The sequence below is a fragment of the Thiomicrospira sp. S5 genome (genome assembly GCF_003991075.1).
Classification (GTDB): domain Bacteria; phylum Pseudomonadota; class Gammaproteobacteria; order Thiomicrospirales; family Thiomicrospiraceae; genus Hydrogenovibrio; species Hydrogenovibrio thermophilus.
The window spans coordinates 2534280-2557592 of sequence record NZ_CP014470.1; the positions used below are offsets into that span (position 1 = coordinate 2534280).

A 23313-nucleotide genomic window follows, 5' to 3' on the forward strand; every position below is an offset into this window, starting at 1 on the left:
ATGGGCACTCGCTTAACTTAAGGAGTCCCAATTCGCACTTCTGCATTACACAGAAATTCTTACAGTGTTGACTGATCAATAACCAAGCCTGGTCCCATTGTGCTGGAAACACTGACTTTTTTCATGTAAGTCCCTTTCGCAGCGGCTGGCTTAGCCTTGTTTAGATCTTCAATCAACGCATTCAAATTTTCTTTCAATTTTTCAGGCGCAAAATCCACTTTACCGATGGATGCATGAACGATACCGGCTTTGTCGGCACGGAAACGAACCTGACCGGACTTAGCGTTTTTGATTGCACTCACAACATCAGGCGTAACGGTTCCGGTTTTCGGGTTTGGCATCAAGCCTCTTGGCCCCAAAACCTGACCCAACATACCAACGACACGCATCGCATCAGGGGACGCAATAACCACGTCGAAATCCATCATACCGCCTTTGATTTCAGCCGCTAATTCATCCATACCAACGAAATCCGCACCAGCTTCTTTCGCCGCTTCGGCATTTCCCTCACCCGTAAAGACTGCGACACGCACATCTTTACCCGTTCCGTTTGGCATTACTGTCGCACCACGCACAACCTGATCGGATTTACGTGGATCGATACCCAACTTAATGGAAACATCTACCGACTCAACGAACTTAGACGTCGCCAACTCGGATACCAATGAGAAACCTTCCAAAGCATCATAAGCTTTTAGGGCATCAACTTTTTCAGCGTAAAGCTTTTGTTTTTTTGTCAACTTTGCCATGTTCGATTACCCCTCTACATTCAAGCCCATGCTACGAGCGGAACCGGCAATGATTTTCACTGCAGCATCCAAATCGTTCGCATTCAAATCGGCCATTTTAGCGTTCGCAATTTCTTCCAACTGCGCGCGCGTTACCGTCCCAACCTTATCCATGTTAGGCACACCGGAACCCTTAGCGACACCAGCGGCTTTCTTCAACAGAATAGACGCAGGAGGCGTTTTGGTAATGAACGTAAAGCTACGATCGTTATACACAGTGATAACAACCGGAACCGGCAAGTTTTTCTCAAGGGATTGAGTCTGTGCGTTAAACGCTTTACAGAACTCCATGATGTTCACACCATGCTGACCCAAAGCAGGACCAACCGGCGGACTTGGGTTTGCATTCCCGGCAGGGACCTGCAACTTGATATAGGCTTCAATCTTCTTAGCCATTTTCTTCTCCTTGTGGGTATAACGTCTTTCGACTTCCCAGGGTTAAAAACTCCAGCGCCTTCCAGCGCCGGACATTAATTCTTTTCGACCTGAGTAAACTCAAGCTCAACCGGCGTGGAACGCCCGAAAATAAGCACAGACACCTGTAGCTTGTTTTTATCGTAATCCACTTCTTCAACAACCGCTTCAAAGTCATTGAAAGGACCATCGATAACACGAACCATTTCGCCAGGTTCGTAAATCACTTTTGGCTTCGGCTTATCCACACCGTCTTCCACTTTCTGAAGAATACGGTCGACTTCTTTTTGTGTGATTGGTGCCGGACGGTCCGAGGTTCCGCCAATAAAGCCCATCACCTGAGGAACACTCTTAACCAAATGCCAGGTTTCCTCATTCATTTCCATTTGAACCAGAACATAGCCCGGGAAGAACTTGCGCTCAGACGTACGTTTCTTGCCTTCTCGAATTTCAACCACTTCTTCCGAAGGCACGAGAATCTGCCCAAAGCTATCTTCCAAGCCCGCACGTTCAACGTATTCCGCTAAGCTCTTCTTAACTTTGTTTTCATACCCTGAATACGCATGAACGACATACCATCTCTGAGCCATACTAACCACCTTGTCCTGTTAAGATTTGAACAGCCCACAAAAAGAACATATCCACCAGCCACAAGAAAATACTCATCAGAATCACCACCACAAAAACAATCAGGGTCATCTGAACCGTTTCCTGCCGCGTTGGCCAAATCACTTGCTTCACTTCTTTCTGCGCATGAGAAAGATAACTGAACCACGCCTTACCTTTCTCAGACTGATAAAAAACCAAACCGGCGACAACAAGACCACCAATCAACCCAAGCACTCTTACTACAGCATGGACATCCGAATAAATGTAATAACCGGCTAAACTCAACAAAAGCAATGCAAGCGAAACGAGCACCTTCATCGTTTCCATCGCCTTGGCACTTGAGTGATTTTCTGCTTTTTGACTCATATAATTAACTATATTCTGAAATAAAAACGACCTGTCCAACCGACAAGCCGCTATAAAATATGGCAGGGGTAGAGGGATTCGAACCCCCAACACCCGGATTTGGAATCCGGTGCTCTACCAATTGGAGCTATACCCCTGTAACCGAAAACATTTAATTTCGGCTTTCGAAAAAAAAGGGGATTATACATCCCCTTTTTTTGTTTAGCAAGTAGCCGCTATTATTATTCAATAATTTTAGCTACAACACCTGCACCAACTGTACGTCCACCTTCACGAATTGCGAAGCGCAGACCTTCGTTCATTGCGATTGGCGCAATCAACTCTACAGTCATTTGTACGTTATCACCAGGCATAACCATTTCAGTTCCGGCTGGTAATTCACACGCACCTGTTACGTCCGTTGTACGGAAGTAGAACTGTGGACGGTAACCTTGGAAGAATGGTGTGTGACGACCACCTTCGTCTTTGGATAGTACATAAACTTCGGCTTCGAACTTGGTATGCGGTGTAACCGTACCTTTGTGCGCCAATACTTGACCACGTTCGATGTCTTCACGCTTAGTACCACGCAATAGGATACCTACGTTGTCACCAGCTTCACCTTGATCCAGAAGCTTACGGAACATTTCAACACCAGTAACCGTTGTAGTAGTGGTTGGGCGAATACCGACGATTTCGATTTCTTCACCAACTTTTACAACACCTGTTTCAACACGACCGGTGGCAACCGTACCACGACCTTGGATGGAGAAGATGTCTTCTACTGGCATCAAGAATGGCTTGTCAGTGTCACGCTCTGGTGTTGGGATGTAAGTATCCAACGCCTCAACCAAGCGACCGATCGCTGGTTCACCGATTTCAGATTGGTCACCTTCGATGGCTTTAAGCGCAGAGCCCATGATAACTGGCGTGTCATCACCTGGGAAATCGTAGGTATCTAGAAGTTCACGCACTTCCATTTCAACCAATTCTAGAAGCTCTTCGTCGTCAACCATGTCGGCTTTGTTTAGGAATACTACGATGTACGGTACACCTACCTGACGAGATAGAAGGATGTGCTCACGTGTTTGTGGCATTGGGCCATCTGCGGCAGAACAAACTAGGATCGCACCGTCCATTTGAGCGGCACCGGTAATCATGTTTTTAACATAGTCGGCATGCCCTGGGCAGTCTACGTGCGCGTAGTGACGCGTTTCTGATTCGTATTCTACGTGAGCCGTAGAGATCGTGATACCACGCTCTCTTTCTTCCGGTGCGTTATCGATAGCGGAATAGTCTTTTGACTCCCCACCAAACTTCTTACCTTGTACGATTGTTAGAGCCGCTGTAAGAGTTGTCTTACCATGGTCAACGTGACCAATCGTACCAACGTTTACGTGCGGCTTACTACGTTCAAACTTTTCCTTTGCCATGATGCAAACTCCGTTAAAACAGCGACAAACCTCTAAAGGCACGCCCGCCTATAGTTAAATGAAAAATGGAGCTCTCAACCAGGATCGAACTGGTGACCTCATCCTTACCATGGATGCGCTCTACCTACTGAGCTATGAGAGCAAATATTAAAAAGGCCCTCGCCATTAATCCACCTTCGTGCAGACCAACAAAGAGAGCCTTGAATTGGAGCGGGTAGGGGGAATCGAACCCCCCTCATCGGCTTGGAAGGCCGAGGTAATAGCCAATATACGATACCCGCATAATGTAAAACTCAATTGAAAATGGTGGAGGGTAGTAGATTCGAACTACTGAAGGCATAGCCAGCAGATTTACAGTCTGCCCCCTTTGGCCGCTCGGGAAACCCTCCCAATCAAATTGATGGGCGTATTTTAAAGGAAAAATACTGGGTGTCAAGAAAAAAACCGGAATTTTTCTATTTTCTCCGGAAGGCCTTTTTTTGCCGATTTTGACTGTGTTTTTCAACGATGAACCGCGACAATTTCGGATTCAATTCACCCCTTACCCAACCGCATAAAAGCGAGGCTTCATTTAAAAACACCTGCCCTACCATTTCAAGTCCTTGTTACGAAAGATTTATTCCGATTTTCCGGCCACCGACGCCAAGGATTGCAACACATCCGCCACCTTACTTAAAGTTGACTGACATTTCGACAAGTCAAACCGCTTCGCCAAAGCCTCCGGATTTTCGTAAGTCACCCAAACCTTATGATTCAGGTCTTGCGTCACCAGCATTTTCAACGGCAACTCAATACCGACTTGCGCATCACACTGCATCAGCTTGGTACCGACTTTCGGATTACCGAACATCACCATGGTATTCGGCGCTAAAAACAAATCGACCTTTTGCGCACCCGCCGCATGATCAACGGTGGCGAAAATCGTCATCCCTTCCACTTCAATGGCGCTTTTCAGCTTCGTCACCGTCTGTTGAAAATCATTTTCGCTTTGCACCTCAATCAACTCGGCCTTCGCCGACATGGACAACGCCATCACCAACCCCCCCTATTAAACAAGCCAGCTTCCGCATAATGACTCCTGTGTTTTACTCCGCGAAATCCAACCGATCCTGAACCGATTCCAGTGCATTCATGGCACAGACCTCATCCTTGTCACCGCCCGGTGCACCGCTGACGCCAATCGCCCCGATTCGCGCACCGGCCGCCGTAATCGGCACACCACCTTCCATGACAATCAAACCATCAATGTGATTCAGCTCCGGACGAATATCCGCTCGCAGTTTTCGAAACTCGCCGGATTTCAATCCGGACATCACCACCATATTCGCTTTTTCCTGAGCGATTTGCAATGTAAATCGCGCGGCCAAATCATCGCGCATGGCCGAACGTAAATTGCCGTTGCGATCGACCACCACGGCGCTGACCTGATAACCGTCTTTACGGCAAGCCTCCACACTCGCCATGGCAATCTGGTTCGCCAATTCCAAACCAATGTTCTTGGTCGTCACCACATCCGCCGCTTGAACCGGCGCCATCCCGGCAAACAATCCCAACGCAACCCAACCACCTAAATCAGCTAATCGTTTGAATATCATCATGTTTTGCTCCTTTATATATGTGCACAAATACATCGCCTCTTATTTCAGCACAGGGTTTTGTTTACAATATGCAACCACTGTGAAACCGAAACTGGATGGCACCGCCACTTATTATTATGCATACCGACTGTCAGCTCGACCAATTCAAAATTATCTATCAGGATGACCATTTGGTCGCCATCCACAAACCGGCCGGGCTATTGGTACACCGCTCCCCCATCGATAAACACGAAACCCGTTTCGCCTTGCAAATGACGCGAGATGCCATCGGCCAACCTGTTCACACCCTGCATCGTTTGGATAAAGCCACCTCCGGTCTGTTACTGTTTGCACTGGACCGCGACACCGCCCAACGCATGGGCGAACAATTCGAAGCCCACCAGATTGCAAAACATTACCAAGCCATTTGCCGCGGCTGGGCACCTGAAAGCGGCGAAATCGATCATGCCCTGAAACATAAGCTCGATAAAATCGCCGACAAGCACGCTCGCCAGGACAAACCGCCTCAAGAAGCCGTCACCCGGTTTCAGCGCCTCGCCATCGCGGAAGTCACACACCGGATGGGCCGTTACGACCACCAGCGTTACTCACTCTTGAAACTCATACCGCAGACCGGCCGCAAGCATCAACTTCGCCGTCACCTCAACCACATCAGCCACCCAATCATCGGTGACGTGCAATACGGCGACCGTCACCATAACCATTTCTTTCACGATTGGCTGGGACAGCACCGACTTTACCTCGCCGCCACCGACCTCATCTTCACGCATCCGGTCACCGGCGAACACCTGCATTTGACGGCCGAACCGGAAACCTCTTTTCAAACGGCGCTCAACGCCTTGAATTGGCAAAACTCGCCAGGCCTGGACGATTAAGGTTTTGACCAGGCCTGGTCAATTTCGATATTCGAGCAGAGTTCGATTTCCAACGACGGGATTTGTATAATGCCCGTCTGACCGATTGCAATTTTCACCCACAACCGAACGGGGCACTTATGACGGACTGGCCAACACTCCTGGATTTCGACCAAAACCACATCTGGCATCCTTACGCCAAAATGCCCGCCGACATTCCGGCCATCGGCGTCGCCAAAACCCAGGGTTCAATCATCACCTTGGCGGACGGCACCGAGCTGGTCGACGGCATGAGCTCCTGGTGGGCCGCCATGCACGGTTACAACCACCCGAAAATCCAGCAAGCCATGCACGAGCAAATCGACACCATGCCGCACATCATGTTCGGCGGTTTCACCCACGAACCCGCCATCGAGCTCGCCAAACGCCTGGTCAAACTGACGCCGGAGGGATTGGAAAAAGTCTTTCTGGTCGATTCCGGTTCCGTCGCGATGGAAGTCGCCATCAAAATGGCCATGCAATACTGGATCAGCCGTGAGCAACCGAATAAAAACAAACTGCTCAGTTTCGAACACGGCTACCACGGCGACACCTTCGCCACCATGGCCATCTGCGACCCGGTCAACGGCATGCACAGTTTGTTTGCACAAGTGTTGCCACAACATTTCTTCGCCCCCGCCCCGCAAATGGGCTTCGATATCAATTCCGACGACAGCGACATTGCCGCCGTTCGCCAGCTTCTGGAACAGCACCATGACGACATCGCCGCCGTCACCATCGAACCGATTGTGCAAGGCGCCGGCGGCATGCGCTTTTACCGCCCGGACTTCCTACGCCAACTGCGCGGCTTGTGCGACGAATTCAATGTCCTGCTGATTGCCGACGAAATCGCCACCGGCTTCGGCCGAACCGGTAAGCTTTTCGCCTGCGAATGGGCCAACATCCGCCCGGACATCATGGCGCTCGGCAAAACCCTTACCGGCGGACACATCACGCTCGCCGCCACGCTCGCCACCACCGACATCAGCGACACCATCAGCCAAGGCCAGCCGGGCATCCTCGCCCACGGCCCGACCTTTATGGGCAACCCGCTGGCCTGCCGCGCTGCCATCGCCAACATCGATGTCCTGCTGGATTCACCTTGGCAAGACAACATTCAACGCATTGAAGACCACTTCAATGACACCTTGTTACCGCTGAAAACGCAAGACGGCATCGCCGATACCCGTGTGCTCGGCGCCATCGGCGTCATTGAACTGGAACGCGGCGACTTAGGCCCTCACATCCAAGCCGTCGGCATTGAAAACGGTATTTGGGTACGCCCTTTCGGCCAACTGATTTATACCATGCCCGCGTATAACATCCCGCAAGCGCAGCTGAACCAACTGACAAACGGGCTGACTCAGGCGGTCAAAACCGCCGTACAATCCGCCATCCAAAACGCCTAAACGCTGACTCAAACTCAACGGCGGCTGAACCCGTTTAAAAATCGTTCAAAAACGATGACGTTCGGGTAAAACTTCCCTTAAAATGGTTGGAAAAACCCTCTGATTTTCCATTTGAGACCCCGCCCATGGACAGCTTCAACGAGTTTATCGATCTACTCAAATCCCTGATTCGTCAACCCAGTGTGGTCGGCGCTGAACATTCTTTTTTCCGCGTTCTGCAACGCGAACTGGAAGAGCGCGGTGCACGAGTCACCTGGTATGAAGGCCTATTAGTCGCTCAGGGCGAACGGCCTGACAGCACCTTTTTGTCCAGCCACATCGATCGCCACGGATTGATTTGCACCGGCCCCAACGAATTCCAATTCGCCGCTTTTATCGCCGGACGCATGACCACTTTGCACGGCAACGATGTCAGTGACGAGCTGAAAATGACGCTGATGAACCGCTTCGAAAACACGCCGGTACTGGCGTATGAACCCTGGTCGGGCGCCTACCGCGGTTCCGGCACTATCGATAACGCTTATATCTGTGAATTCCGCAACAACCTGATTTTTGAAGTGAATGGCTTGGAACATTTGGTCGCCGGCACGCCAGTCGGCTTTCAGGACAAATTGAAAATTCAACAAGGCCTGCTGTCCGGTCAGCTCGATAACGTGCTCACCGCCGCCATGCTGGTGCACCTGTTCAGCCTGGGATACCAAGGTACGGCGTTTTTCACCGCGGAAGAAGAGTCCGGCGGGAGCTGGCGCTACCTACTGGAATGGTTTCGCCGTTTCGGCAACCCCACCAACCAGCTTTATGTGCTCGACACCAGTCCGTACAAAAACCGAACTGAAGCGGATAAACAGTTGGTGGTGTTGCGAAACCGTGACGAAAACGCCGAGTTCAATGCGGAAGCCACCCGGCAACTGGCGCAACTCTGTTACGAACTGGACATTCCTTACGGCTTCAAGGACGAATACATCGAGCAACTCAATCAACAGGCCAAGTTGAACGGTCAGCCGAAACAAAGCATCGGGCGCACAGAGCTGGGCCGCATCACGGCCAATGCCAACGGTCTGGTGCACGGCACCACCTTGCAGATTCCGACCACCGGTTATCACACCATGGACGAAACCGCTTCCATCGAAGCCTGCCAGGCGTTCTTGACCGTCTTGAAAAAAGTGGCGGAACTGGATTGATTTTGTCAGAGGGCTGAAACGAAAAAACGCCCAGGCCTGGGCGTTTTTAAAGAACGGTTATGCGTTTCGGGTGCGCGGCAGCCGCGCAACCCCCAACTTTACACCTCAATGATTTCGAAGTCGTGACTCATCTCAACGGAATGCTCGAGCATTTTCGACACCGAGCAGTATTTTTCCGCCGATAGGTTCACGGCCCGCTCGACCTTCTTCGGGTTCAAGCCATGTCCGCTCACCTTGAAGTGAACATGAATCTTGGTGAACACCTTGGGAATGGAATCGGAACGTTCGGAAGCGATTTCCACTTCGCAATCGGTGACGTCCTGCTGGCTTTTCTGCAACATCATCATCACATCGATGCTGGTACAACCGCCCAGCCCCAGCAGTACCATTTCCATCGGACGAGCGCCTTTGTTGTCACCACCGACTTCCGGCGCCGCGTCCATCAGGACGTCGTGCCCGCTTTCGGTTGTGCCTTTAAAGGCCATGCCGCCCTGCCATTTCACTACTGTGGCCATAAATCCTCCTGGAATGTTTACGATTCGTCTTCCGGGTGTTCGATCAAATCTTCGACCACCACCACTTTGGGTTTAGGATAATAGTTAAATTCCGAGGCGGACGCAATGGTGTAAGCCCCCATTTGTTTCGCCACCAGCACATCGCCCACCGCCAAATCCGGCAATTCAATGTCTTCGTCGATGACGTCCACACTGTCACACGTCGGTCCTGCCAACACGCTCGGGAAGAAATCGCCGGTCGGGTCGAACGGTTTTAACGGAGTAATCGGATATTGCGCATGGTCATACATCTGCCCACTCAAGGCACCGTAAACACCGTCATCCAGATAATACCAAGTCCGCGCACCGCGTTTGGCTTTACCGACAATGCGCAGGACTTCGATCATCGACGGCGCGGAAATAAACCGCCCCGGCTCGGCGAAGACTTCAATCCCCTCCGGCACGTCCAACAAAGCCTCGCGAATCGGTGCACAGAAATCGTCAATCGGCATCACCGGCCCTTGATAAGACACCGGGAAACTGCCGCCGATGTCCAACCACTTCCAGGACACATGCGCCATTTCCTTCATCGCCGCCAACGACGCCTGAATCGCATTGACTTGCGCAAACGGCGACAAAGATTGCGACCCCACGTGAAAAGACAAGCCGGACACGGTCATGCCATTACTCATCGCCAAATCCACCAGGCCTGGCAATTCTTCCAAGGCACAACCGAACTTGCGGGACAAGTCAACCGTGGCGTCCTGACTGCGGAAACTGACGCGAATGATCAATTCCACGTCGTCTTTATAAGGCACAAACTTAATCACTTCGGCCGGGTTATCCACCACAAACCGCCGGCAACCAAATTCCAGCGCGTGACGGATTTCCTTATCCTTTTTAATCGGATGGGTGTGAATGCACTGTTCGCCGGCCACGCCCAGACCTTTTACCAAATCCACTTCGCCCGCCGTGGCCAGGTCGAACTGGCCGCCGAGTTTTTTCAAACGGCGAATCACCGCCGGATGCGCCAGGGATTTAATGGCGTAAAAAAGCGACACGCCCGGCAAAGCGTTTTGCAAAGCGTGATACTGGTATTCGACTTCCTGCAAGTCCAGCACCAAAAATGGCGTCTCGTGTTCCTTCAACAACTGGCTCAGCGTCGAGCGGTCGAATTGTTCGAGTTCATCCGGGTGCGTTTGTTCCGCAAAATGTTGGACAAGTGCGTCTGTGTTCAAGGTCTGTTTTATCTCCTAATGGCCCGCGGGCCGAGTCATAAAATCGGTTTAACCAACGTTAAACCATGGCGTCCTGCACGTATTTCGGCAGGGCAAAAGCGCCGGCGTGTAACGCCGGTGTGTAAAAACAGGTATTCAAATTGGCGGCGTCGTAACGCTGCTGCAAAACGGCCACGCTTTGCGTGTTCAAATCGGTACGATCCGTCGCCCAAGCGAAGGTCATTATGCCGCCCACATAGGTCGGCACCGCTGCCGAATAAAACGTCGCTTCGGCAAACAGCGGCGACAAGCGTTTGTAAGTGGTGGTCACTTCATCGGTTTGCATAAAGCTCACGCCGTTCTGCGCCACAAACACCCCACCATCGTTTAGGCAGTTTTGGATGCCCTGGTAAAAACGCGAGGTGAACAACACTTCACCCGGCCCAATCGGGTCGGTGGAATCGGAAATGATGACATCGAATTTTTCAGTGCACTCGGTCACGAAATCCACGCCGTCGGCAATCACGATATTCGCTTTTGGGTTCGAAAAAGCGCCGGCCGAATGGTTCGGCAAATATTGCACACACATATCAATGACCTGTTGATCGATTTCCACCTGGGTGACCGACTCGACCGTGTCGTGTTTCAAGACTTCACGCAAGATGCCGCCGTCACCGCCACCGATGATCAGCACTTTTTTGGCGGCACCGTGCGCCAACATCGGCACGTGCGTCATCATTTCATGGTAAATAAACTCATCCTTCTCGGTGGTTTGAATCACGCCGTCCAATGCCATCACGGTACCCCATTGGGCGTTGTTGAAAATCACCAGATGCTGGTGACCGGTATCGACTTCAAACAACACTTCATCCATTACGAACTGTTGCCCCCAACTCGGATAAAGGGTTTCCAAATAGGTTTGAGCGTTTTTAGGCATCCGTCACTTCCCCCCTGAGAATATTTTCCAGCCCGACTCTTTCCGGCGTAAAGGCCGCTTTCAAAACTTCGATGGCTTTTTCCGGCTCGGAATCGCCACACATAAAGACGTCGAAAGCGGCATAGTTACGTTCCGGCCAGCTGTGTACACTGATGTGCGATTCGGCCAACACCGCCACACCGGAAATGCCGCCGTTCGGTGTAAAGTGATGCAAATGAATATGCAGCAACGTCGCTTTGGCTTTTTCAACCCCTTCACGCAGGGCTTTTTCCATCAATTCCAAATCGTCGAGGCGCGATGCCCCCCAAAAATCGGCAATCAAATGTGTGCCGGCAAAGGTCTTGCCGTCACGGCAAATAAAATGATCCAGCGTCTGATCTTCGATGGCCTGGTCATGTGTCGGCCAGGAGTCATTGATGACCGCAGTTTTTTCAATCACTTCAAAATGGTCGTTACTTGTGACCAGTACGTTTTCTGAATGAGGCATGTAAGGAGTACCTTATTAAAACACCCGGCCAAAGGAGGCATGCGGCCCGGATGAATGATTAAATATAATTTACTGAACAAAGGCTGAGTTCAGTAAATCCCAGCCACGTGCAACAGGCACGTGAGGCAATAACCATTTTTCTTTCTGTTGCCTAAAGATTCGCGCAGCGAACTGAAGGTTTCTGTGTGAAAAAGGAAGAGCGTATTATTCCGCTTTTTCAAAAAGTTGCAAGCTTTTTATCGGAAAATTCATAAATTTTTCATGACGTATTTGGCGGTCCCGGACGGCACCGCCTGAAAGGGGGTCAACGGAACAATTCCGCCAGTTTTTCGCCCGGATTTTCAGCGCGCATAAAGGCCTCGCCCACCAAGAAACTGTTGACCTGATGGTCGCGCATGGTTTGCACATCGTCCGGCCCCAAAATTCCGCTTTCGGTAATCACGATGCGATCATCCGGGATCATCTCCAACATGCGGATGGTGGTGTCCAGCGACACATCAAAGGTGTGCAGGTCGCGATTATTGATGCCGATCATCGGCAGCGGCAAACGCAACGCCCGTTCCATTTCCGCTTCATTGTGCACTTCCACCAGAACGTCCAACCCAAGTTGCAGCGCGGTTTCGGTCAGTTCATACATCTGGGCATCGCCGATGGCGGCGGCAATCAACAAGATACAGTCGGCGCCAATGACACGCGCTTCGTACACCTGATAATCGTCAACGATGAAATCTTTACGGATAATCGGCAAATCCACCGCTTCATGCACTTGCTGCAAATAGGCATTCGATCCCTGGAAAAAATCCTGGTCGGTCAACACCGACAAACAGGCTGCGCCGTGTTCGGCATAACTCTGGGCAATCTCCACCGGGTTGAACGGGTCGCGCAACACGCCTTTGCTCGGCGAAGCTTTTTTGATTTCGGCAATCACCGCCGACTGACCGGCATCCAACTTGGCTTGCATCGCATCGGCAAAGCCTCGTGTCGGCGAAGTGGTCATCATCAAGGCTTTTTGCTTCATTTCCCGAAGCGGAATGCGGTCGCAACCGGCTTGGATTTCTTCAAGCTTGCGTAAAATGATTTTTTTCAGGATGTCCGGTGTCTGGCTCATAGGTTCTATTCTTACTGTATTCTTTTTATCGGTTTCTCTGGCGCCTTCAATGCGATCCGAACCGCACATCGGCCGCGAACGGTCATCATAAAACCGGCCAGGCCTGGGCGTTTTCGTTTAAAGGCGCTTATAAGAAGCTTTGGGTTTTTTGAATGAATTCGTTCAGTTTCTGACGGGCTTTGCCTTCGGCAATCACCAGTTTCGCGCGCTCAACGCCTTCCTGGTAGGACGGCGCCATTCCGGCCACGTAAATGGCTGCGCCGGCGTTCAGACACACAATATCTTCCGCCGCGCTATGATCGTTGGCGAACACCGCATGAATGATGTTCAAACTGTCCTGTGCCGAATCCACCGCCAAGTCGGCCAAATCCGGATGATCCATATCATAATCGTAAGGGTCGATGGTCCATTCGGTGATTTCACCGTTTTTCAATTCGGCCACCTGAGTCAGGCTGGCGATGCTGATTTCATCCAAACCGTCATCGGCGTGCACCACCATTACGTGCTGCGCGCCCAATTTTTGCAACACTTCGGCAAAGGGTCTCAACAACGCTTTGTCGTACACGCCCAGCACTTGGGCCGGTGCTTCGGCCGGATTGGTCAACGGCCCTAGTAGATTGAACACCGTGCGCACCCCGATTTCCTTACGGACATTGACCATGTGCTTCATGGCACTGTGGTGCAGCGGCGCAAACATAAAGCCAACACCGACGGATTCGACGCATTCAGCGACTTGTTCGGCATTCAGATTCAGATTGGCTTCGGCGGCTTCCAACACGTCTGCACTGCCGGACTTACTGGAAATGGAACGGTTACCGTGCTTGGCGACCTTGCCGCCGGCGGCGGCCACCACAAAGGCGGAAGCGGTGGAGATATTGAAGGTATTGGCGCCGTCGCCGCCGGTGCCGCAGGTATCCACAAGGTGGGTTTTATCGGAAACATGCACCGGCGTTGCCAGTTCGCGCATCACTTGTGCGGCCGCGGCGATTTCATCAATGGATTCGCCTTTCATTCTCAGGGCCATTAAAAAGGCGCCGATTTGAGCGGGGCTGGCTTCGCCGGACATGATGTACCGCATCATGGAAATCATTTGCTCGGAAGACAGATCCTGACGATCCAATAAACGTTCTAATGCCTCTTTCAACTGCATAACTCACCCCCATCGTCCTGGTTTTCAGGCCGACTTCTGATCCTTTTGTTCGAGAAAATTTTTCAACATCGCATGACCCTGCTCCGTCAAAATCGATTCCGGATGAAACTGTACCCCTTCAATCGGTAACGTCCTGTGACGCACGCCCATGATTTCATCCATCTGGCCTTGTTCGTCCTGAGTCCAGGCGGTGATTTCCAGACAATCCGGCAAGGTGGCTTGATCAATCACCAGCGAATGGTAACGCGTGGTTTCCACCGGATTCGGTAACCCATTGAACACGCCGATATTGTGATGGTACACCGGCGAGGTCTTGCCGTGCATGACTTCCTTAGCGCGAACGATGTTCCCGCCAAAGGCCTGACCGATACTTTGGTGCCCGAGGCAAACGCCTAAAATCGGCACCTTACCGGCGAAGTGTTTAATTGCTTCCACCGAAATACCGGCTTCGTTCGGTGTACACGGGCCTGGAGAAATCACCAGATAATCCGGGTGCAATGTCTCGATCGTTTCCAAATTGATCTGGTCGTTGCGATGCACATCGACATGCTGGCCGAGTTCACCGAAGTATTGCACCAGGTTATAGGTAAACGAATCGTAATTATCAATCATCAACAACATAATTTATTCTGCCTTCGACACTATCGATGTCCGACATCGGGATTGTCGGTTTTCAGCCCTTTGGAAACGAATTCCACCGCCTTAAAGATGGCGCGGCCTTTATTCATGGTTTCGTCCCATTCGGATTGCGGCACCGAATCGGCGACGATACCGGCACCAGCCTGCACGAACAGACGTTGATCTTTAATCACCGCCGTACGAATTGCGATGGCGGTGTCCATATTGCCGTGCCAGCCCAGGTAACCGACCGCACCGGCATAAATGCCGCGCTTGACCGGTTCCAACTCATCGATGATTTCCATGGCGCGAATTTTCGGCGCGCCGGACACGGTGCCCGCCGGGAAGGTAGCGCGCAACACGTCGATGGGCGTCATCCCCGCTTTGGCGCGACCGTTGACATTGGAGACGATGTGCATGACGTGCGAATAGCGTTCCACCACCATTTTTTCGGTCAATTCCACCGAACCGATATCGGAAATCCGTCCGACATCGTTACGACCCAAATCGATCAGCATCAAATGTTCGGCCACCTCTTTCGGGTCGGACAGCAAATCGATTTCCAATTCTTTGTCTTTTTCCGGCGTCACACCACGACGGCGCGTACCGGCAATCGGCCGCACCGTGACGGTGTTGTCTTCCAAGCGTACCAGAATTTCCGGCGACGAACCGACCACTTGCAGATCACCGAAATCCAAAAAGAACATATACGGCGACGGATTCAGATAACGCAAGGCGCGGTACAAATCAATCGGTGCGGCGCCATAATCAATCGACATCTGCTGTGAAATGACAATCTGCATGGCGTCGCCGGATAAAATGTACTCTTTGATTTTCGCCACGGCGTCTTTGAAAGGCCCTTCGCCGAAGCTGGATTGGAAGTCGGCTTCTTCCGGAATGAAATCGCGCGGCACGTCGTTCGGCACCGGCATCGGCTGGTTGATCATGGCGACGATTTCTTCGATGCGAGCTTCCGCTTGGGAATAGGCGTTGTCCTGCGACAAATCGGCATGCACAATGACATGCACCTGACCGCTGAGGTTATCGAACACCACGATTTCTTCGGACACCAACAATTGAATATCCGGTGCCTGAATGTCATCCTGCGCCGGTTCGCTGTCACGCAAACGCTCTTCGACATAACGCACCGTATCGTAGCCGAAATACCCGACCAAGCCACCGGTGAACGCCGGCAAACCGGCCTGCGGGAACACCTGATAACGGGCTTGATAGGCTTCAATCCACGCCAGCGGATCATCGGACACCTGCTGCTCAACCGCATCATCGCCATCGAACAGGGTGATTTGATGACCACTGACTTCTAATCGCTTGCGGCACGGCAGCCCGATAATCGAGTAGCGGCCCCACTTATCTCCGCCCTGCACCGATTCCAGAAGGTAGGTTTGGGGCTGAGCGGCAACCTTATGATAGACACTCAAGGGTGTGTCGTAATCGGATAAGATCGTCCGCATCACCGGTGCGGTTTTATAGCCCTGCTGAGATAAGTTGCGGAAGTGGGCATCACTCATTGATAGCTGACTCTTTTTGATTTGAACGTTCGGCTCTTTCGAGCTTTTTAAATAAATAGGTTCGATACAATCCGGAAAACGAGCACCAGAACGGCTTGGTCAACACCAGGAAAAAGGCTTTCAGGTAGCGATACAGTTCAAGCAGTCGGTGCTTCATCGTTTCAAACGCGTGTCGGTTCAGATTATTTGGCTTCCAGATAGTTCGGCAATTCCATAAAGGAATCCATCACCGCATCCGGCTCGTAGTTTCGAATATCTTCCCCATGATTATAACCGTAAGTCATGCAGAAAATGTGAAAACCAGCGGCGCGTGCCGCTTTCACGTCGGACTTGGAATCACCGATCATCAAGGCGTTTTCCGGTGCCACACCCAATTGCTCCGCGGCGTGCAGCAACGGCATCGGATGCGGTTTTTTCTCTTCACAGGTATCACCTGACACCACGACTTCAAAGTAATCGTAAAGGCCTTTGTCTTTCAATAGCGGAACCGTAAAAGCTTCAGCCTTGTTGGTCACACAGGCCACACGATAACCTTGTGCTTTCATCCACTCGATGCCTTCCACAACGCCTTCATACACACAACTGCGCTTGGAAGTGTTGTCTTTATACAAATCCAGGAAAATCGGATAGGCTTTTTCCATCAATTCCGGTTCCGGCATGCCGTCCACCGAGTTAATCAGCGCGCGTTCGGTCAAACGCTGCACGCCATTTCCAACCCAGTCACGCACCGCGTCTTCACCGCGAACAGGCATGTCCAGTTGTTTCATCATTTCATCTACGCAGTAGGCCAGATCCGGCACACTGTCAATCAAAGTCCCATCCAAATCGATCAGGATGAAGCCCGGTTTAATTTTCTGTTGGCTCATTGAGGTTTCCAAATAATTCGAATTGTTATTGTTTTACAGCACGGTTTCACGCATCCCGAAAAATAAGGGGCGCTTAAAACGACAAAACGCCAGACAGGGCTGGCGTTCCGTACCGCGCTATCCGTGATGTTGGGCTAATAAATTACGCTTTAGCCAATTCATCACGCATCTGTTGGATGACCGTGTCATAACGGTTGGCATCGCCAGCGTTGGCTTTGCCGAAAATGCCGGAGCCGGATACGAAGGTATCACAACCGGCCGCCGCGACTTCCGCGATGTTTTCCACTTTTACACCACCGTCGATTTCCAAACGGATATCACGACCGGACTCGTCGATCAGTTTGCGTGCGGCTTTCAATTTTTCCAACGCCTCCGGAATAAACGCTTGCCCGCCGAAGCCAGGGTTCACCGACATGATCAAAATCATATCGATTTTGTCCATGACGTGCTCCAAGTAGCTCAAAGACGTGGCCGGGTTAAAAACCAAACCGGCTTTACAGCCTTCCCCTTTAATCAACTGCAAAGAGCGGTCGATGTGCTCGGACGCTTCCGGGTGGAAGGTGATGTAATCCGCACCGGCGCTGGCAAAATCTGGAATAATGCGATCCACCGGCTTCACCATCAAGTGCACGTCGATCGGCGCTTTCACGCCTTCGTTGTCCATGAATTTTTTCAAAGACTCGCACACCAGCGGCCCAATGGTCAGGTTTGGCACATAATGGTTATCCATTACATCGAAGTGCACCACATCCGCACCGGAGGCAATAACGTCTTTAACGTCCGTTCCAAGTTGGGCAAAATCAGCCGACAAAATCGATGGCGCAATCCAGTTTTCTTTCTTAGCCATGTCGTAATCCTTTTGAGAATGAAATTGAAATTGCGGGCATTTTACCAGACTCGCCGATTTTAAAAAAGAAAACATTATCTTACCAGGCCTGGCCAATCGTTTGATTTTACGAAAAATGTCGAACCGCTTGACAGCCAAAAAACCGCCATGCAAAACTCTCTGATAATTCCGTTGATTTGGGATAAAATCACCCACAAAAGACAACGGTTATCCCTTAACGGATAACCACGACACAACCACATGCGTCACGAGGAGATGTCATGGATCACTTCCCGGCTTTAAAATCACTAAAACGCAGCATTCGCATCACCGAAGTCATCGGGCTGATTATCATTGCGCTGGCCACCATCATCGCCGGCATTCAGGAAGTGATCGTCATGGTGCAGAACATGAAGGTCACCCTGGGCGATTTGCTGTTGCTTTTCCTTTATCTGGAAGTACTGGCGATGGTCGCCATTTATCTGGACTCCGGCAAACTGCCGATTCGGTTTCCGATGTACATCGCCATCATCGCCCTGGCGCGTTACCTGATTCTGGACATGAAAAACCTCACCGAGTGGCAGATGATTGCCGTGGCCGCGACCATGCTAATGATCGCCTTTGCCGTCATCATCATCCGCTACGGCCACTTGAAACTGCCGTACACCGACCGACAGCAGTTGGAAGAGAATTTGAAAAAATAAACTGGAAGAACGCTTATGCAACCACTTTACGAGTCAAACCTGACCAGCCTGCCCCTAATCAACAAAGGGAAAGTTCGTGACCTCTACGACGTGGACGACCGTCACCTGCTGATCGTCACCACCGACCGCATTTCCGCTTTCGACGTGGTGCTGCCAACGCCGATTCCAGGAAAAGGCCGAATCCTGACGGAAACCGCTCAGTTCTGGATGAACAAGGCCACCGACATTCTGCCGAACCAAATGGCGGACGACGTTCAATTGGCCGACATCCTCACACCCGAGGAACTGAAACAACTGGACGGCCGCGGCATGGTGGTGCGTAAATTGAAACCTCTACCGGTGGAAGCCATTGTGCGCGGTTACTTGGTCGGCTCCGGCTGGAAGGAATACAAGAAAAATCAAACCGTTTGCGGCATCGAATTACCGGCCGGTTTAAAAAAAGCCGAACAATTACCGGAACCGCTGTTCACGCCGTCCACTAAAGCGGAAATCGGTGAACACGATGAAAACATCTCTTACGAAGAAGTGGTGAAACTGATCGGAGAAGACAAAGCCCGCCAAGTCAAACAGTACAGTTTGGCGCTGTATCAAATGGCGGCGGAATTCGCTTTAGAGCGCGGCATCATCATCGCCGACACCAAATTCGAGTTCGGGGAAGACGAAAACGGCATCATTCATTTGATCGACGAAGCCCTGACGCCGGACAGCTCACGTTTCTGGCCGGCCAAAACCTATCAAGTCAGCAAAAATCCGGACAGCTTCGATAAGCAATACATTCGCGATTACTTGGAATCCCTGGATTGGAACAAAGCCGCACCAGGCCCGGAGTTACCACAAGAAGTCGTCGACATGACCCTGGAAAAATACCAAGAAGCTCAGGCACGCCTGATGGAAAACTCCTAACCGCAAAGGCTCATTTATGTTCGACGAACTGCTTCCCACTGTCGATACCTTTTTGAATGCAACCGACTCGGCCACGCCGAACGGTTTCTTCATCACCGGTACCGACACGGAAATCGGTAAGTCTTACTCCACCTGCCGCATCGCCGAATACCTATTGCAAAAACGACCAGGCCTGGTCATTTCGCCCAGAAAGCCGATTGCGTCCGGCTGCCTTCCGCAACCGGACGGTCGCCTGCTATCGGAAGACGCCGACTCGGTGCACAGTGCCAGCCAAACCCCCGACGACTTGGAAACAGTTTGCCCTTATCGTTTTGAACCCCCGATTTCACCGGCTCGCGCCATTGCGCAAGCGGGTGCTGATATTCGGCTAAACGAGCTGGTCGAAGCTTGCCAGGCACCACAAGACCGGTTTCGACTGGTGGAGGGTGCAGGAGGGCTTTATTCACCGCTCACGCCCGACGCTGACAATCTGGATTTGATTCAACGCCTAGGGTTACCGGTTGTTCTCGTCGTTGGCAATAAGCTTGGCTGCCTGAATCACGCCCTACTGACAATCCGAGCCTTGGAGGCAGCCAAACAGCCGATTGCCTTAATTGTACTCAACGACTTATCAGACAACGCCGACCCGGAAAACTTCACCGACCTGCAATCGCTGGTTCCTTATCCATGCGTCCACACACCTTATCATGGCTACCAAGGACAGCTTTAACGTCCTTCTACCAACCTTCTTCGAACCTTCAAGAACAGCAAGACCATTACCCCACCGAGCACCATAAACAGCAACGCCAGCGGCCACAGTGCCCAAACGATTCCCCAATGATCGGCCACGACAATAGACGTCGCACCAATCTGTTCCGTCAAACCGTATTCCGATAACAGCGCATCACTGTAGAACCACAGCAAAAACGCTAATGCCAACCCAATTCCGATACACATGGCTGACCTCCTTTCACTTTTTAACCGACATAAAAAAAGCCCGACCAAGGCCGGGCTTTCTCGGATTTGAATCCAGAGCGTCGATTACTTAACGCGCTGATCCAAAGAACCGCTTGCATAGCGAGCTTGCATTTCTTCCAGACCAAGAGACTTGATCTTATCGGCGTGACCGGCACAACCGAACGCTTCGAAACGCGCTTCACAGATACCCATCATGGCATCTTCAGCCGCTTTCAAGAACTTACGAGGGTCGAAGTTTGATTTGTTTTCTTCCAGGTGACGACGTACCGCACCGGTAGAAGCCATACGCAAATCCGTATCGATGTTTACTTTACGCACACCGTATTTGATGCCTTCAACGATTGCATCCACTGGTACACCGTAAGTTTGGCCCATGTCACCACCGTAGTTGTTGATGATTTCCAACCACTCTTCCGGTACAGAAGAAGAACCGTGCATAACGATATGCGTGTCAGGGATACGCTCGTGAATTTCTTTGATACGGTCGATACGTAGCACGTCATCGGAAGGCTTAGACGTAAACTTGTAAGCACCGTGAGACGTACCAACAGCAACGGCCAAACAGTCAACATTGGTTTCTTTAACGAACTGTGCCGCTTCTTCCGGATCGGTCAACAAAGCGTCTGCGTCAAGCTTCTCATCGGAACCGTGACCGTCTTCTTCACCCATCATACCGGTTTCAAGAGACCCTAGACACCCTAGCTCACCCTCAACGGTAACACCACCTGCGTGTGCCATTTTAACAACGGCCGCCGTGATGTCACGGTTATATTCATAAGACGCTGGAGTCTTCATGTCAGACATCAAAGAACCGTCCATCATAACGGAAGTGAAGCCAGACTGAATCGCGCGCAAACAAACACCTTCATCAGAACCGTGATCCTGGTGCATAACAACCGGAATATGCGGGAACATTTCAACCGCACCTTCGATTAGGTGGCGCAACATTGGCTCACCGGCATACTTACGCGCACCCGCAGAACCCTGCAGGATAACTGGCGAGTTACATTTATCCGCCGCACGCATGATTGCACGTACTTGTTCCATGTTGTTTACGTTAAACGCCGGCATACCGAAGTTGTTTTCTGCCGCGTAGTCCATTAGTTCACGAAGTGTAATCATCGCCATGTGCGAGACTCCTCTATTAGTTTAAAAAATCAATCGATGTATTCTAACAAGCTTTCTTTTCTTTAAAAAGCTTAATAAAGTTTTGGTTTTTAACGTTTTCTATTGTTTTATCTTATGGAATTTTAACGATTTCCATCTGGTTGGTGCCGCCCATCAATCCACGGGATTGACCACGGGTCACGATAATCAAGTCACCCGTTTTCGCCACACCTTTCTGCTTCAACTCATCCAAAATTTCGTTTTTGACTTCATCATCCGACAAGTCGCTGTAATCGACACTGGTCGGGTAAACGCCGCGGTAAAGCGTCACTTTACGGCGTGTTTCCAAGTGCGGCGTCAAGGCAATGATCGGAATCCCGGAACTAATGCGAGACATCAGCAACGGTGTATTACCGGATTCGGTCAAGGCCGCGATGCACTTCACGCCGAAATGGTTCGCCGCATACATCGCCGCCATGGCGATGGTCTCGTCAATCGCCGTAAAGGATTCATCGATACGGTGCGTTGACTCACGCGCACTGCGTGATTTCTCGGCTTCATGCGCGATGTCCGACATGGTTTTGATGACCAGACTTGGCGAATGCCCTGTCGCCGTCTCACCCGACAACATCACCGCATCGGTTCCGTCCATGACCGCGTTCGCGACGTCGAAGACTTCCGCACGCGTCGGAATCGCGTTTTCGATCATGGTTTCCATCATCTGCGTCGCGGTGATGGTAATACGGTTCAACTGACGCGCGCGCTTGATCATTTTCTTCTGCAGAGCCGGCAATTGAGCGTCACCGACTTCGACACCCAAGTCGCCACGAGCGATCATGATGACGTCGGAAGCCAGAATGATGCTGTCCAAGGTGAAGTCGTCATTGACGGCTTCGGCGCGCTCGACTTTCGAGACAATACTGCACACTAAACCGGCTTTTTCCGCCAGGGAACGGCAATACTCGACATCTTCAGCACTTCTCGGGAAGGACAGTGCCAAATAATCACATTGGATTTCAGCGGCCGTCAAAATATCTTCTTTATCTTTTTCGGTCAGGGCCGACGCAGACAAACCACCGCCCAATAGATTAATGCCTTTGTTGTTCGACAGCTTACCGCCCACAACAACAACACAATTAACACGTTCGCCTTCGACGCTTTCCACGTCCAGCACCACACGTCCGTCGTCCAGCAATAAGCGGTCGCCGGCTTTGACGTCGTATGGCAGGCTTTTGTATGTCAAGCCGACTTCTTTCTGGTTACCGGCCATTGGGTCCACATCATTATCCAATGCAAACTTGTCGCCCGGCTCCAGGTAAATACTGCCTTCGGAGAAACGTGCAATACGAATCTTCGGCCCTTGCAAATCCACCAAAACACCAACTTCTCGGTCCATTTTGGCGGACAATTCGCGGACTTTTTTAGCGCGCTGAATGTGATCTTCGGCGTTGCCGTGCGACATATTGATGCGCACAACATCCACGCCGCACTGGATCATACGCTCCAGTTCGCCTTCACGATCCGTAGCCGGCCCTAAGGTCGCAACGATTTTTGTTCTTCTTAAACTCGATGCCATAAACTTTTTCATCCCTCAAACGGTCTCATTGCGGTTCGACAGAAAGCAAGATGACTCGCGAAATAAACTTCCCTGATCGGGAATCGTTCCCGAATCGAAATTCATTTACCGAGGCATCCTCTCACCTTTCAATTACGAAACGTCAATGAATGGTTAATAGTTAA

26 protein-coding genes and 4 tRNA genes are annotated in these 23313 nt (G+C 51.2%); 6 read left to right on the forward strand and 24 right to left on the reverse strand.

Going from position 1 to position 23313, the window contains the following annotated elements:
• Positions 1–59 precede the first annotated feature (59 nt).
• The 11 genes from rplA to AYJ59_RS11835 all read right to left on the reverse strand — a co-directional run bounded on the left by rplA (position 60) and on the right by AYJ59_RS11835 (position 5187).
• Positions 60–749: a 50S ribosomal protein L1 gene (gene rplA, locus AYJ59_RS11785; protein ID WP_029939566.1), complete on the reverse strand. Its 690-nt coding sequence runs from the start codon at positions 747–749 to the stop codon at positions 60–62.
• A gap of 6 nt (positions 750–755) precedes the next feature.
• On the reverse strand, positions 756–1184 hold the full coding sequence (gene rplK / locus AYJ59_RS11790) for a 50S ribosomal protein L11 (protein WP_029939565.1): 429 nt from the start codon (positions 1182–1184) through the stop codon (positions 756–758).
• Between the two features lie 74 nt (positions 1185–1258).
• Positions 1259–1792: a transcription termination/antitermination protein NusG gene (nusG, locus tag AYJ59_RS11795; protein ID WP_029939564.1), complete on the reverse strand. Its 534-nt coding sequence runs from the start codon at positions 1790–1792 to the stop codon at positions 1259–1261.
• A 1-nt stretch (position 1793) separates the two neighbouring features.
• The gene (gene secE / locus AYJ59_RS11800) at positions 1794–2177 is read right to left on the reverse strand and encodes a preprotein translocase subunit SecE (RefSeq protein WP_029939563.1); all 384 of its coding nucleotides are present in this window, start codon (positions 2175–2177) and stop codon (positions 1794–1796) included.
• 60 nt (positions 2178–2237) lie between these two features.
• Positions 2238–2314 (reverse strand) — tRNA-Trp (locus tag AYJ59_RS11805).
• An 84-nt stretch (positions 2315–2398) separates the two neighbouring features.
• Positions 2399–3589, reverse strand: coding sequence for an elongation factor Tu (gene tuf / locus AYJ59_RS11810; RefSeq protein WP_029939562.1), 1191 nt, complete (start codon positions 3587–3589; stop codon positions 2399–2401).
• 66 nt (positions 3590–3655) lie between these two features.
• Positions 3656–3731: transfer RNA gene (locus AYJ59_RS11815), tRNA-Thr, on the reverse strand.
• Between the two features lie 64 nt (positions 3732–3795).
• Positions 3796–3870: transfer RNA gene (locus tag AYJ59_RS11820), tRNA-Gly, on the reverse strand.
• 23 nt (positions 3871–3893) lie between these two features.
• Positions 3894–3978 (reverse strand) — tRNA-Tyr (locus AYJ59_RS11825).
• A 227-nt stretch (positions 3979–4205) separates the two neighbouring features.
• The gene (locus tag AYJ59_RS11830; RefSeq protein ID WP_127120178.1) at positions 4206–4622 is read right to left on the reverse strand and encodes a DUF302 domain-containing protein; all 417 of its coding nucleotides are present in this window, start codon (positions 4620–4622) and stop codon (positions 4206–4208) included.
• A 52-nt stretch (positions 4623–4674) separates the two neighbouring features.
• Positions 4675–5187: a GlcG/HbpS family heme-binding protein gene (locus AYJ59_RS11835; RefSeq protein ID WP_237260333.1), complete on the reverse strand. Its 513-nt coding sequence runs from the start codon at positions 5185–5187 to the stop codon at positions 4675–4677.
• A gap of 95 nt (positions 5188–5282) precedes the next feature.
• On the opposite strand from AYJ59_RS11835, the gene AYJ59_RS11840 reads away from it, so the two are divergent.
• The 3 genes from AYJ59_RS11840 to AYJ59_RS11850 all read left to right on the forward strand — a co-directional run bounded on the left by AYJ59_RS11840 (position 5283) and on the right by AYJ59_RS11850 (position 8670).
• The gene (locus AYJ59_RS11840; RefSeq protein WP_237260334.1) at positions 5283–6062 is read left to right on the forward strand and encodes a pseudouridine synthase; all 780 of its coding nucleotides are present in this window, start codon (positions 5283–5285) and stop codon (positions 6060–6062) included.
• Between the two features lie 119 nt (positions 6063–6181).
• A complete protein-coding gene (locus AYJ59_RS11845) occupies positions 6182–7489 on the forward strand; it encodes an adenosylmethionine--8-amino-7-oxononanoate transaminase (RefSeq protein ID WP_127120179.1) in 1308 nt (435 codons plus the stop codon).
• Positions 7490–7614: 125 nt separating this feature from the next.
• Positions 7615–8670: a peptidase M42 gene (locus tag AYJ59_RS11850; protein ID WP_127120180.1), complete on the forward strand. Its 1056-nt coding sequence runs from the start codon at positions 7615–7617 to the stop codon at positions 8668–8670.
• A gap of 98 nt (positions 8671–8768) precedes the next feature.
• Here AYJ59_RS11850 and AYJ59_RS11855 read toward each other — a convergent pair whose 3' ends face one another.
• The 10 genes from AYJ59_RS11855 to rpe form a co-directional block, all read right to left on the reverse strand.
• Entirely contained in the window at positions 8769–9185 is a 417-nt protein-coding gene (locus AYJ59_RS11855; protein WP_127120181.1) for an OsmC family protein, read from the reverse strand.
• Between the two features lie 17 nt (positions 9186–9202).
• On the reverse strand, positions 9203–10402 hold the full coding sequence (locus AYJ59_RS11860; RefSeq protein WP_081836881.1) for a type III PLP-dependent enzyme: 1200 nt from the start codon (positions 10400–10402) through the stop codon (positions 9203–9205).
• A 58-nt stretch (positions 10403–10460) separates the two neighbouring features.
• Positions 10461–11318 carry a polyamine aminopropyltransferase gene (gene speE, locus AYJ59_RS11865; RefSeq protein ID WP_127120182.1) on the reverse strand — a complete coding sequence of 286 codons (858 nt, stop codon included), beginning with the start codon at positions 11316–11318 and terminating at the stop codon, positions 10461–10463.
• Complete coding sequence (gene speD / locus AYJ59_RS11870; protein WP_127120183.1) at positions 11311–11805, reverse strand: adenosylmethionine decarboxylase; 495 nt, start codon at positions 11803–11805, stop codon at positions 11311–11313. Before speD ends, speE begins: the two co-directional genes overlap by 8 nt.
• 304 nt (positions 11806–12109) lie before the next feature.
• Entirely contained in the window at positions 12110–12913 is an 804-nt protein-coding gene (gene trpC / locus AYJ59_RS11875; RefSeq protein ID WP_068647216.1) for an indole-3-glycerol phosphate synthase TrpC, read from the reverse strand.
• A 127-nt stretch (positions 12914–13040) separates the two neighbouring features.
• Positions 13041–14063, reverse strand: a complete 1023-nt coding sequence (gene trpD, locus AYJ59_RS11880) for an anthranilate phosphoribosyltransferase (RefSeq protein ID WP_127120184.1) — start codon at positions 14061–14063, stop codon at positions 13041–13043.
• Positions 14064–14087: 24 nt separating this feature from the next.
• Positions 14088–14684, reverse strand: a complete 597-nt coding sequence (locus AYJ59_RS11885) for an anthranilate synthase component II (protein WP_127120185.1) — start codon at positions 14682–14684, stop codon at positions 14088–14090.
• A gap of 20 nt (positions 14685–14704) precedes the next feature.
• A complete protein-coding gene (trpE, locus tag AYJ59_RS11890; RefSeq protein WP_127120186.1) occupies positions 14705–16210 on the reverse strand; it encodes an anthranilate synthase component I in 1506 nt (501 codons plus the stop codon).
• A 182-nt stretch (positions 16211–16392) separates the two neighbouring features.
• On the reverse strand, positions 16393–17076 hold the full coding sequence (locus AYJ59_RS11895) for a phosphoglycolate phosphatase (RefSeq protein ID WP_029939548.1): 684 nt from the start codon (positions 17074–17076) through the stop codon (positions 16393–16395).
• A gap of 142 nt (positions 17077–17218) precedes the next feature.
• Positions 17219–17923, reverse strand: coding sequence for a ribulose-phosphate 3-epimerase (rpe, locus tag AYJ59_RS11900; protein ID WP_029939547.1), 705 nt, complete (start codon positions 17921–17923; stop codon positions 17219–17221).
• Positions 17924–18183: 260 nt separating this feature from the next.
• Between rpe and AYJ59_RS11905 the strand changes: the two genes are divergently transcribed.
• The 3 genes from AYJ59_RS11905 to bioD are packed head-to-tail and all read left to right on the forward strand — an operon-like array spanning position 18184 to position 20218.
• On the forward strand, positions 18184–18606 hold the full coding sequence (locus tag AYJ59_RS11905; protein WP_127120187.1) for a phosphate-starvation-inducible PsiE family protein: 423 nt from the start codon (positions 18184–18186) through the stop codon (positions 18604–18606).
• Between the two features lie 15 nt (positions 18607–18621).
• Entirely contained in the window at positions 18622–19509 is an 888-nt protein-coding gene (locus AYJ59_RS11910) for a phosphoribosylaminoimidazolesuccinocarboxamide synthase (protein WP_127120188.1), read from the forward strand.
• Positions 19510–19525: 16 nt separating this feature from the next.
• The gene (gene bioD / locus AYJ59_RS11915) at positions 19526–20218 is read left to right on the forward strand and encodes a dethiobiotin synthase (RefSeq protein ID WP_127120189.1); all 693 of its coding nucleotides are present in this window, start codon (positions 19526–19528) and stop codon (positions 20216–20218) included.
• On the opposite strand, the gene AYJ59_RS11920 is transcribed toward bioD, so the two are convergent.
• The 3 genes from AYJ59_RS11920 to pyk all read right to left on the reverse strand — a co-directional run bounded on the left by AYJ59_RS11920 (position 20215) and on the right by pyk (position 23149).
• Positions 20215–20445: a hypothetical protein gene (locus AYJ59_RS11920; protein WP_127120190.1), complete on the reverse strand. Its 231-nt coding sequence runs from the start codon at positions 20443–20445 to the stop codon at positions 20215–20217. The genes bioD and AYJ59_RS11920 overlap by 4 nt on opposite strands.
• An 84-nt stretch (positions 20446–20529) precedes the next feature.
• On the reverse strand, positions 20530–21594 hold the full coding sequence (gene fba / locus AYJ59_RS11925; RefSeq protein ID WP_127120191.1) for a class II fructose-bisphosphate aldolase: 1065 nt from the start codon (positions 21592–21594) through the stop codon (positions 20530–20532).
• A gap of 112 nt (positions 21595–21706) precedes the next feature.
• Positions 21707–23149, reverse strand: coding sequence for a pyruvate kinase (pyk, locus tag AYJ59_RS11930; RefSeq protein WP_029939541.1), 1443 nt, complete (start codon positions 23147–23149; stop codon positions 21707–21709).
• Positions 23150–23313: the final 164 nt, after the last annotated feature.

Bases quoted from the DNA above. Each gene is read 5' to 3' on its own strand.
- rplA (WP_029939566.1), bottom strand. From the start codon at position 749: ATGGCAAAGTTGACAAAAAAACAAAAGCTTTACGCTGAAAAAGTTGAT.
- rplK (WP_029939565.1), bottom strand. From the start codon at position 1,184: ATGGCTAAGAAGATTGAAGCCTATATCAAGTTGCAGGTCCCTGCCGGG.
- nusG (WP_029939564.1), bottom strand. From the start codon at position 1,792: ATGGCTCAGAGATGGTATGTCGTTCATGCGTATTCAGGGTATGAAAAC.
- secE (WP_029939563.1), bottom strand. From the start codon at position 2,177: ATGAGTCAAAAAGCAGAAAATCACTCAAGTGCCAAGGCGATGGAAACG.
- tuf (WP_029939562.1), bottom strand. From the start codon at position 3,589: ATGGCAAAGGAAAAGTTTGAACGTAGTAAGCCGCACGTAAACGTTGGT.
- AYJ59_RS11830 (WP_127120178.1), bottom strand. From the start codon at position 4,622: ATGGCGTTGTCCATGTCGGCGAAGGCCGAGTTGATTGAGGTGCAAAGC.
- AYJ59_RS11835 (WP_237260333.1), bottom strand. From the start codon at position 5,187: ATGATGATATTCAAACGATTAGCTGATTTAGGTGGTTGGGTTGCGTTG.
- AYJ59_RS11840 (WP_237260334.1), top strand. From the start codon at position 5,283: ATGGCACCGCCACTTATTATTATGCATACCGACTGTCAGCTCGACCAA.
- AYJ59_RS11845 (WP_127120179.1), top strand. From the start codon at position 6,182: ATGACGGACTGGCCAACACTCCTGGATTTCGACCAAAACCACATCTGG.
- AYJ59_RS11850 (WP_127120180.1), top strand. From the start codon at position 7,615: ATGGACAGCTTCAACGAGTTTATCGATCTACTCAAATCCCTGATTCGT.
- AYJ59_RS11855 (WP_127120181.1), bottom strand. From the start codon at position 9,185: ATGGCCACAGTAGTGAAATGGCAGGGCGGCATGGCCTTTAAAGGCACA.
- speE (WP_127120182.1), bottom strand. From the start codon at position 11,318: ATGCCTAAAAACGCTCAAACCTATTTGGAAACCCTTTATCCGAGTTGG.
- speD (WP_127120183.1), bottom strand. From the start codon at position 11,805: ATGCCTCATTCAGAAAACGTACTGGTCACAAGTAACGACCATTTTGAA.
- trpC (WP_068647216.1), bottom strand. From the start codon at position 12,913: ATGAGCCAGACACCGGACATCCTGAAAAAAATCATTTTACGCAAGCTT.
- trpD (WP_127120184.1), bottom strand. From the start codon at position 14,063: ATGCAGTTGAAAGAGGCATTAGAACGTTTATTGGATCGTCAGGATCTG.
- AYJ59_RS11885 (WP_127120185.1), bottom strand. From the start codon at position 14,684: ATGTTGTTGATGATTGATAATTACGATTCGTTTACCTATAACCTGGTG.
- trpE (WP_127120186.1), bottom strand. From the start codon at position 16,210: ATGAGTGATGCCCACTTCCGCAACTTATCTCAGCAGGGCTATAAAACC.
- AYJ59_RS11895 (WP_029939548.1), bottom strand. From the start codon at position 17,076: ATGAGCCAACAGAAAATTAAACCGGGCTTCATCCTGATCGATTTGGAT.
- rpe (WP_029939547.1), bottom strand. From the start codon at position 17,923: ATGGCTAAGAAAGAAAACTGGATTGCGCCATCGATTTTGTCGGCTGAT.
- AYJ59_RS11905 (WP_127120187.1), top strand. From the start codon at position 18,184: ATGGATCACTTCCCGGCTTTAAAATCACTAAAACGCAGCATTCGCATC.
- AYJ59_RS11910 (WP_127120188.1), top strand. From the start codon at position 18,622: ATGCAACCACTTTACGAGTCAAACCTGACCAGCCTGCCCCTAATCAAC.
- bioD (WP_127120189.1), top strand. From the start codon at position 19,526: ATGTTCGACGAACTGCTTCCCACTGTCGATACCTTTTTGAATGCAACC.
- AYJ59_RS11920 (WP_127120190.1), bottom strand. From the start codon at position 20,445: ATGTGTATCGGAATTGGGTTGGCATTAGCGTTTTTGCTGTGGTTCTAC.
- fba (WP_127120191.1), bottom strand. From the start codon at position 21,594: ATGGCGATGATTACACTTCGTGAACTAATGGACTACGCGGCAGAAAAC.
- pyk (WP_029939541.1), bottom strand. From the start codon at position 23,149: ATGGCATCGAGTTTAAGAAGAACAAAAATCGTTGCGACCTTAGGGCCG.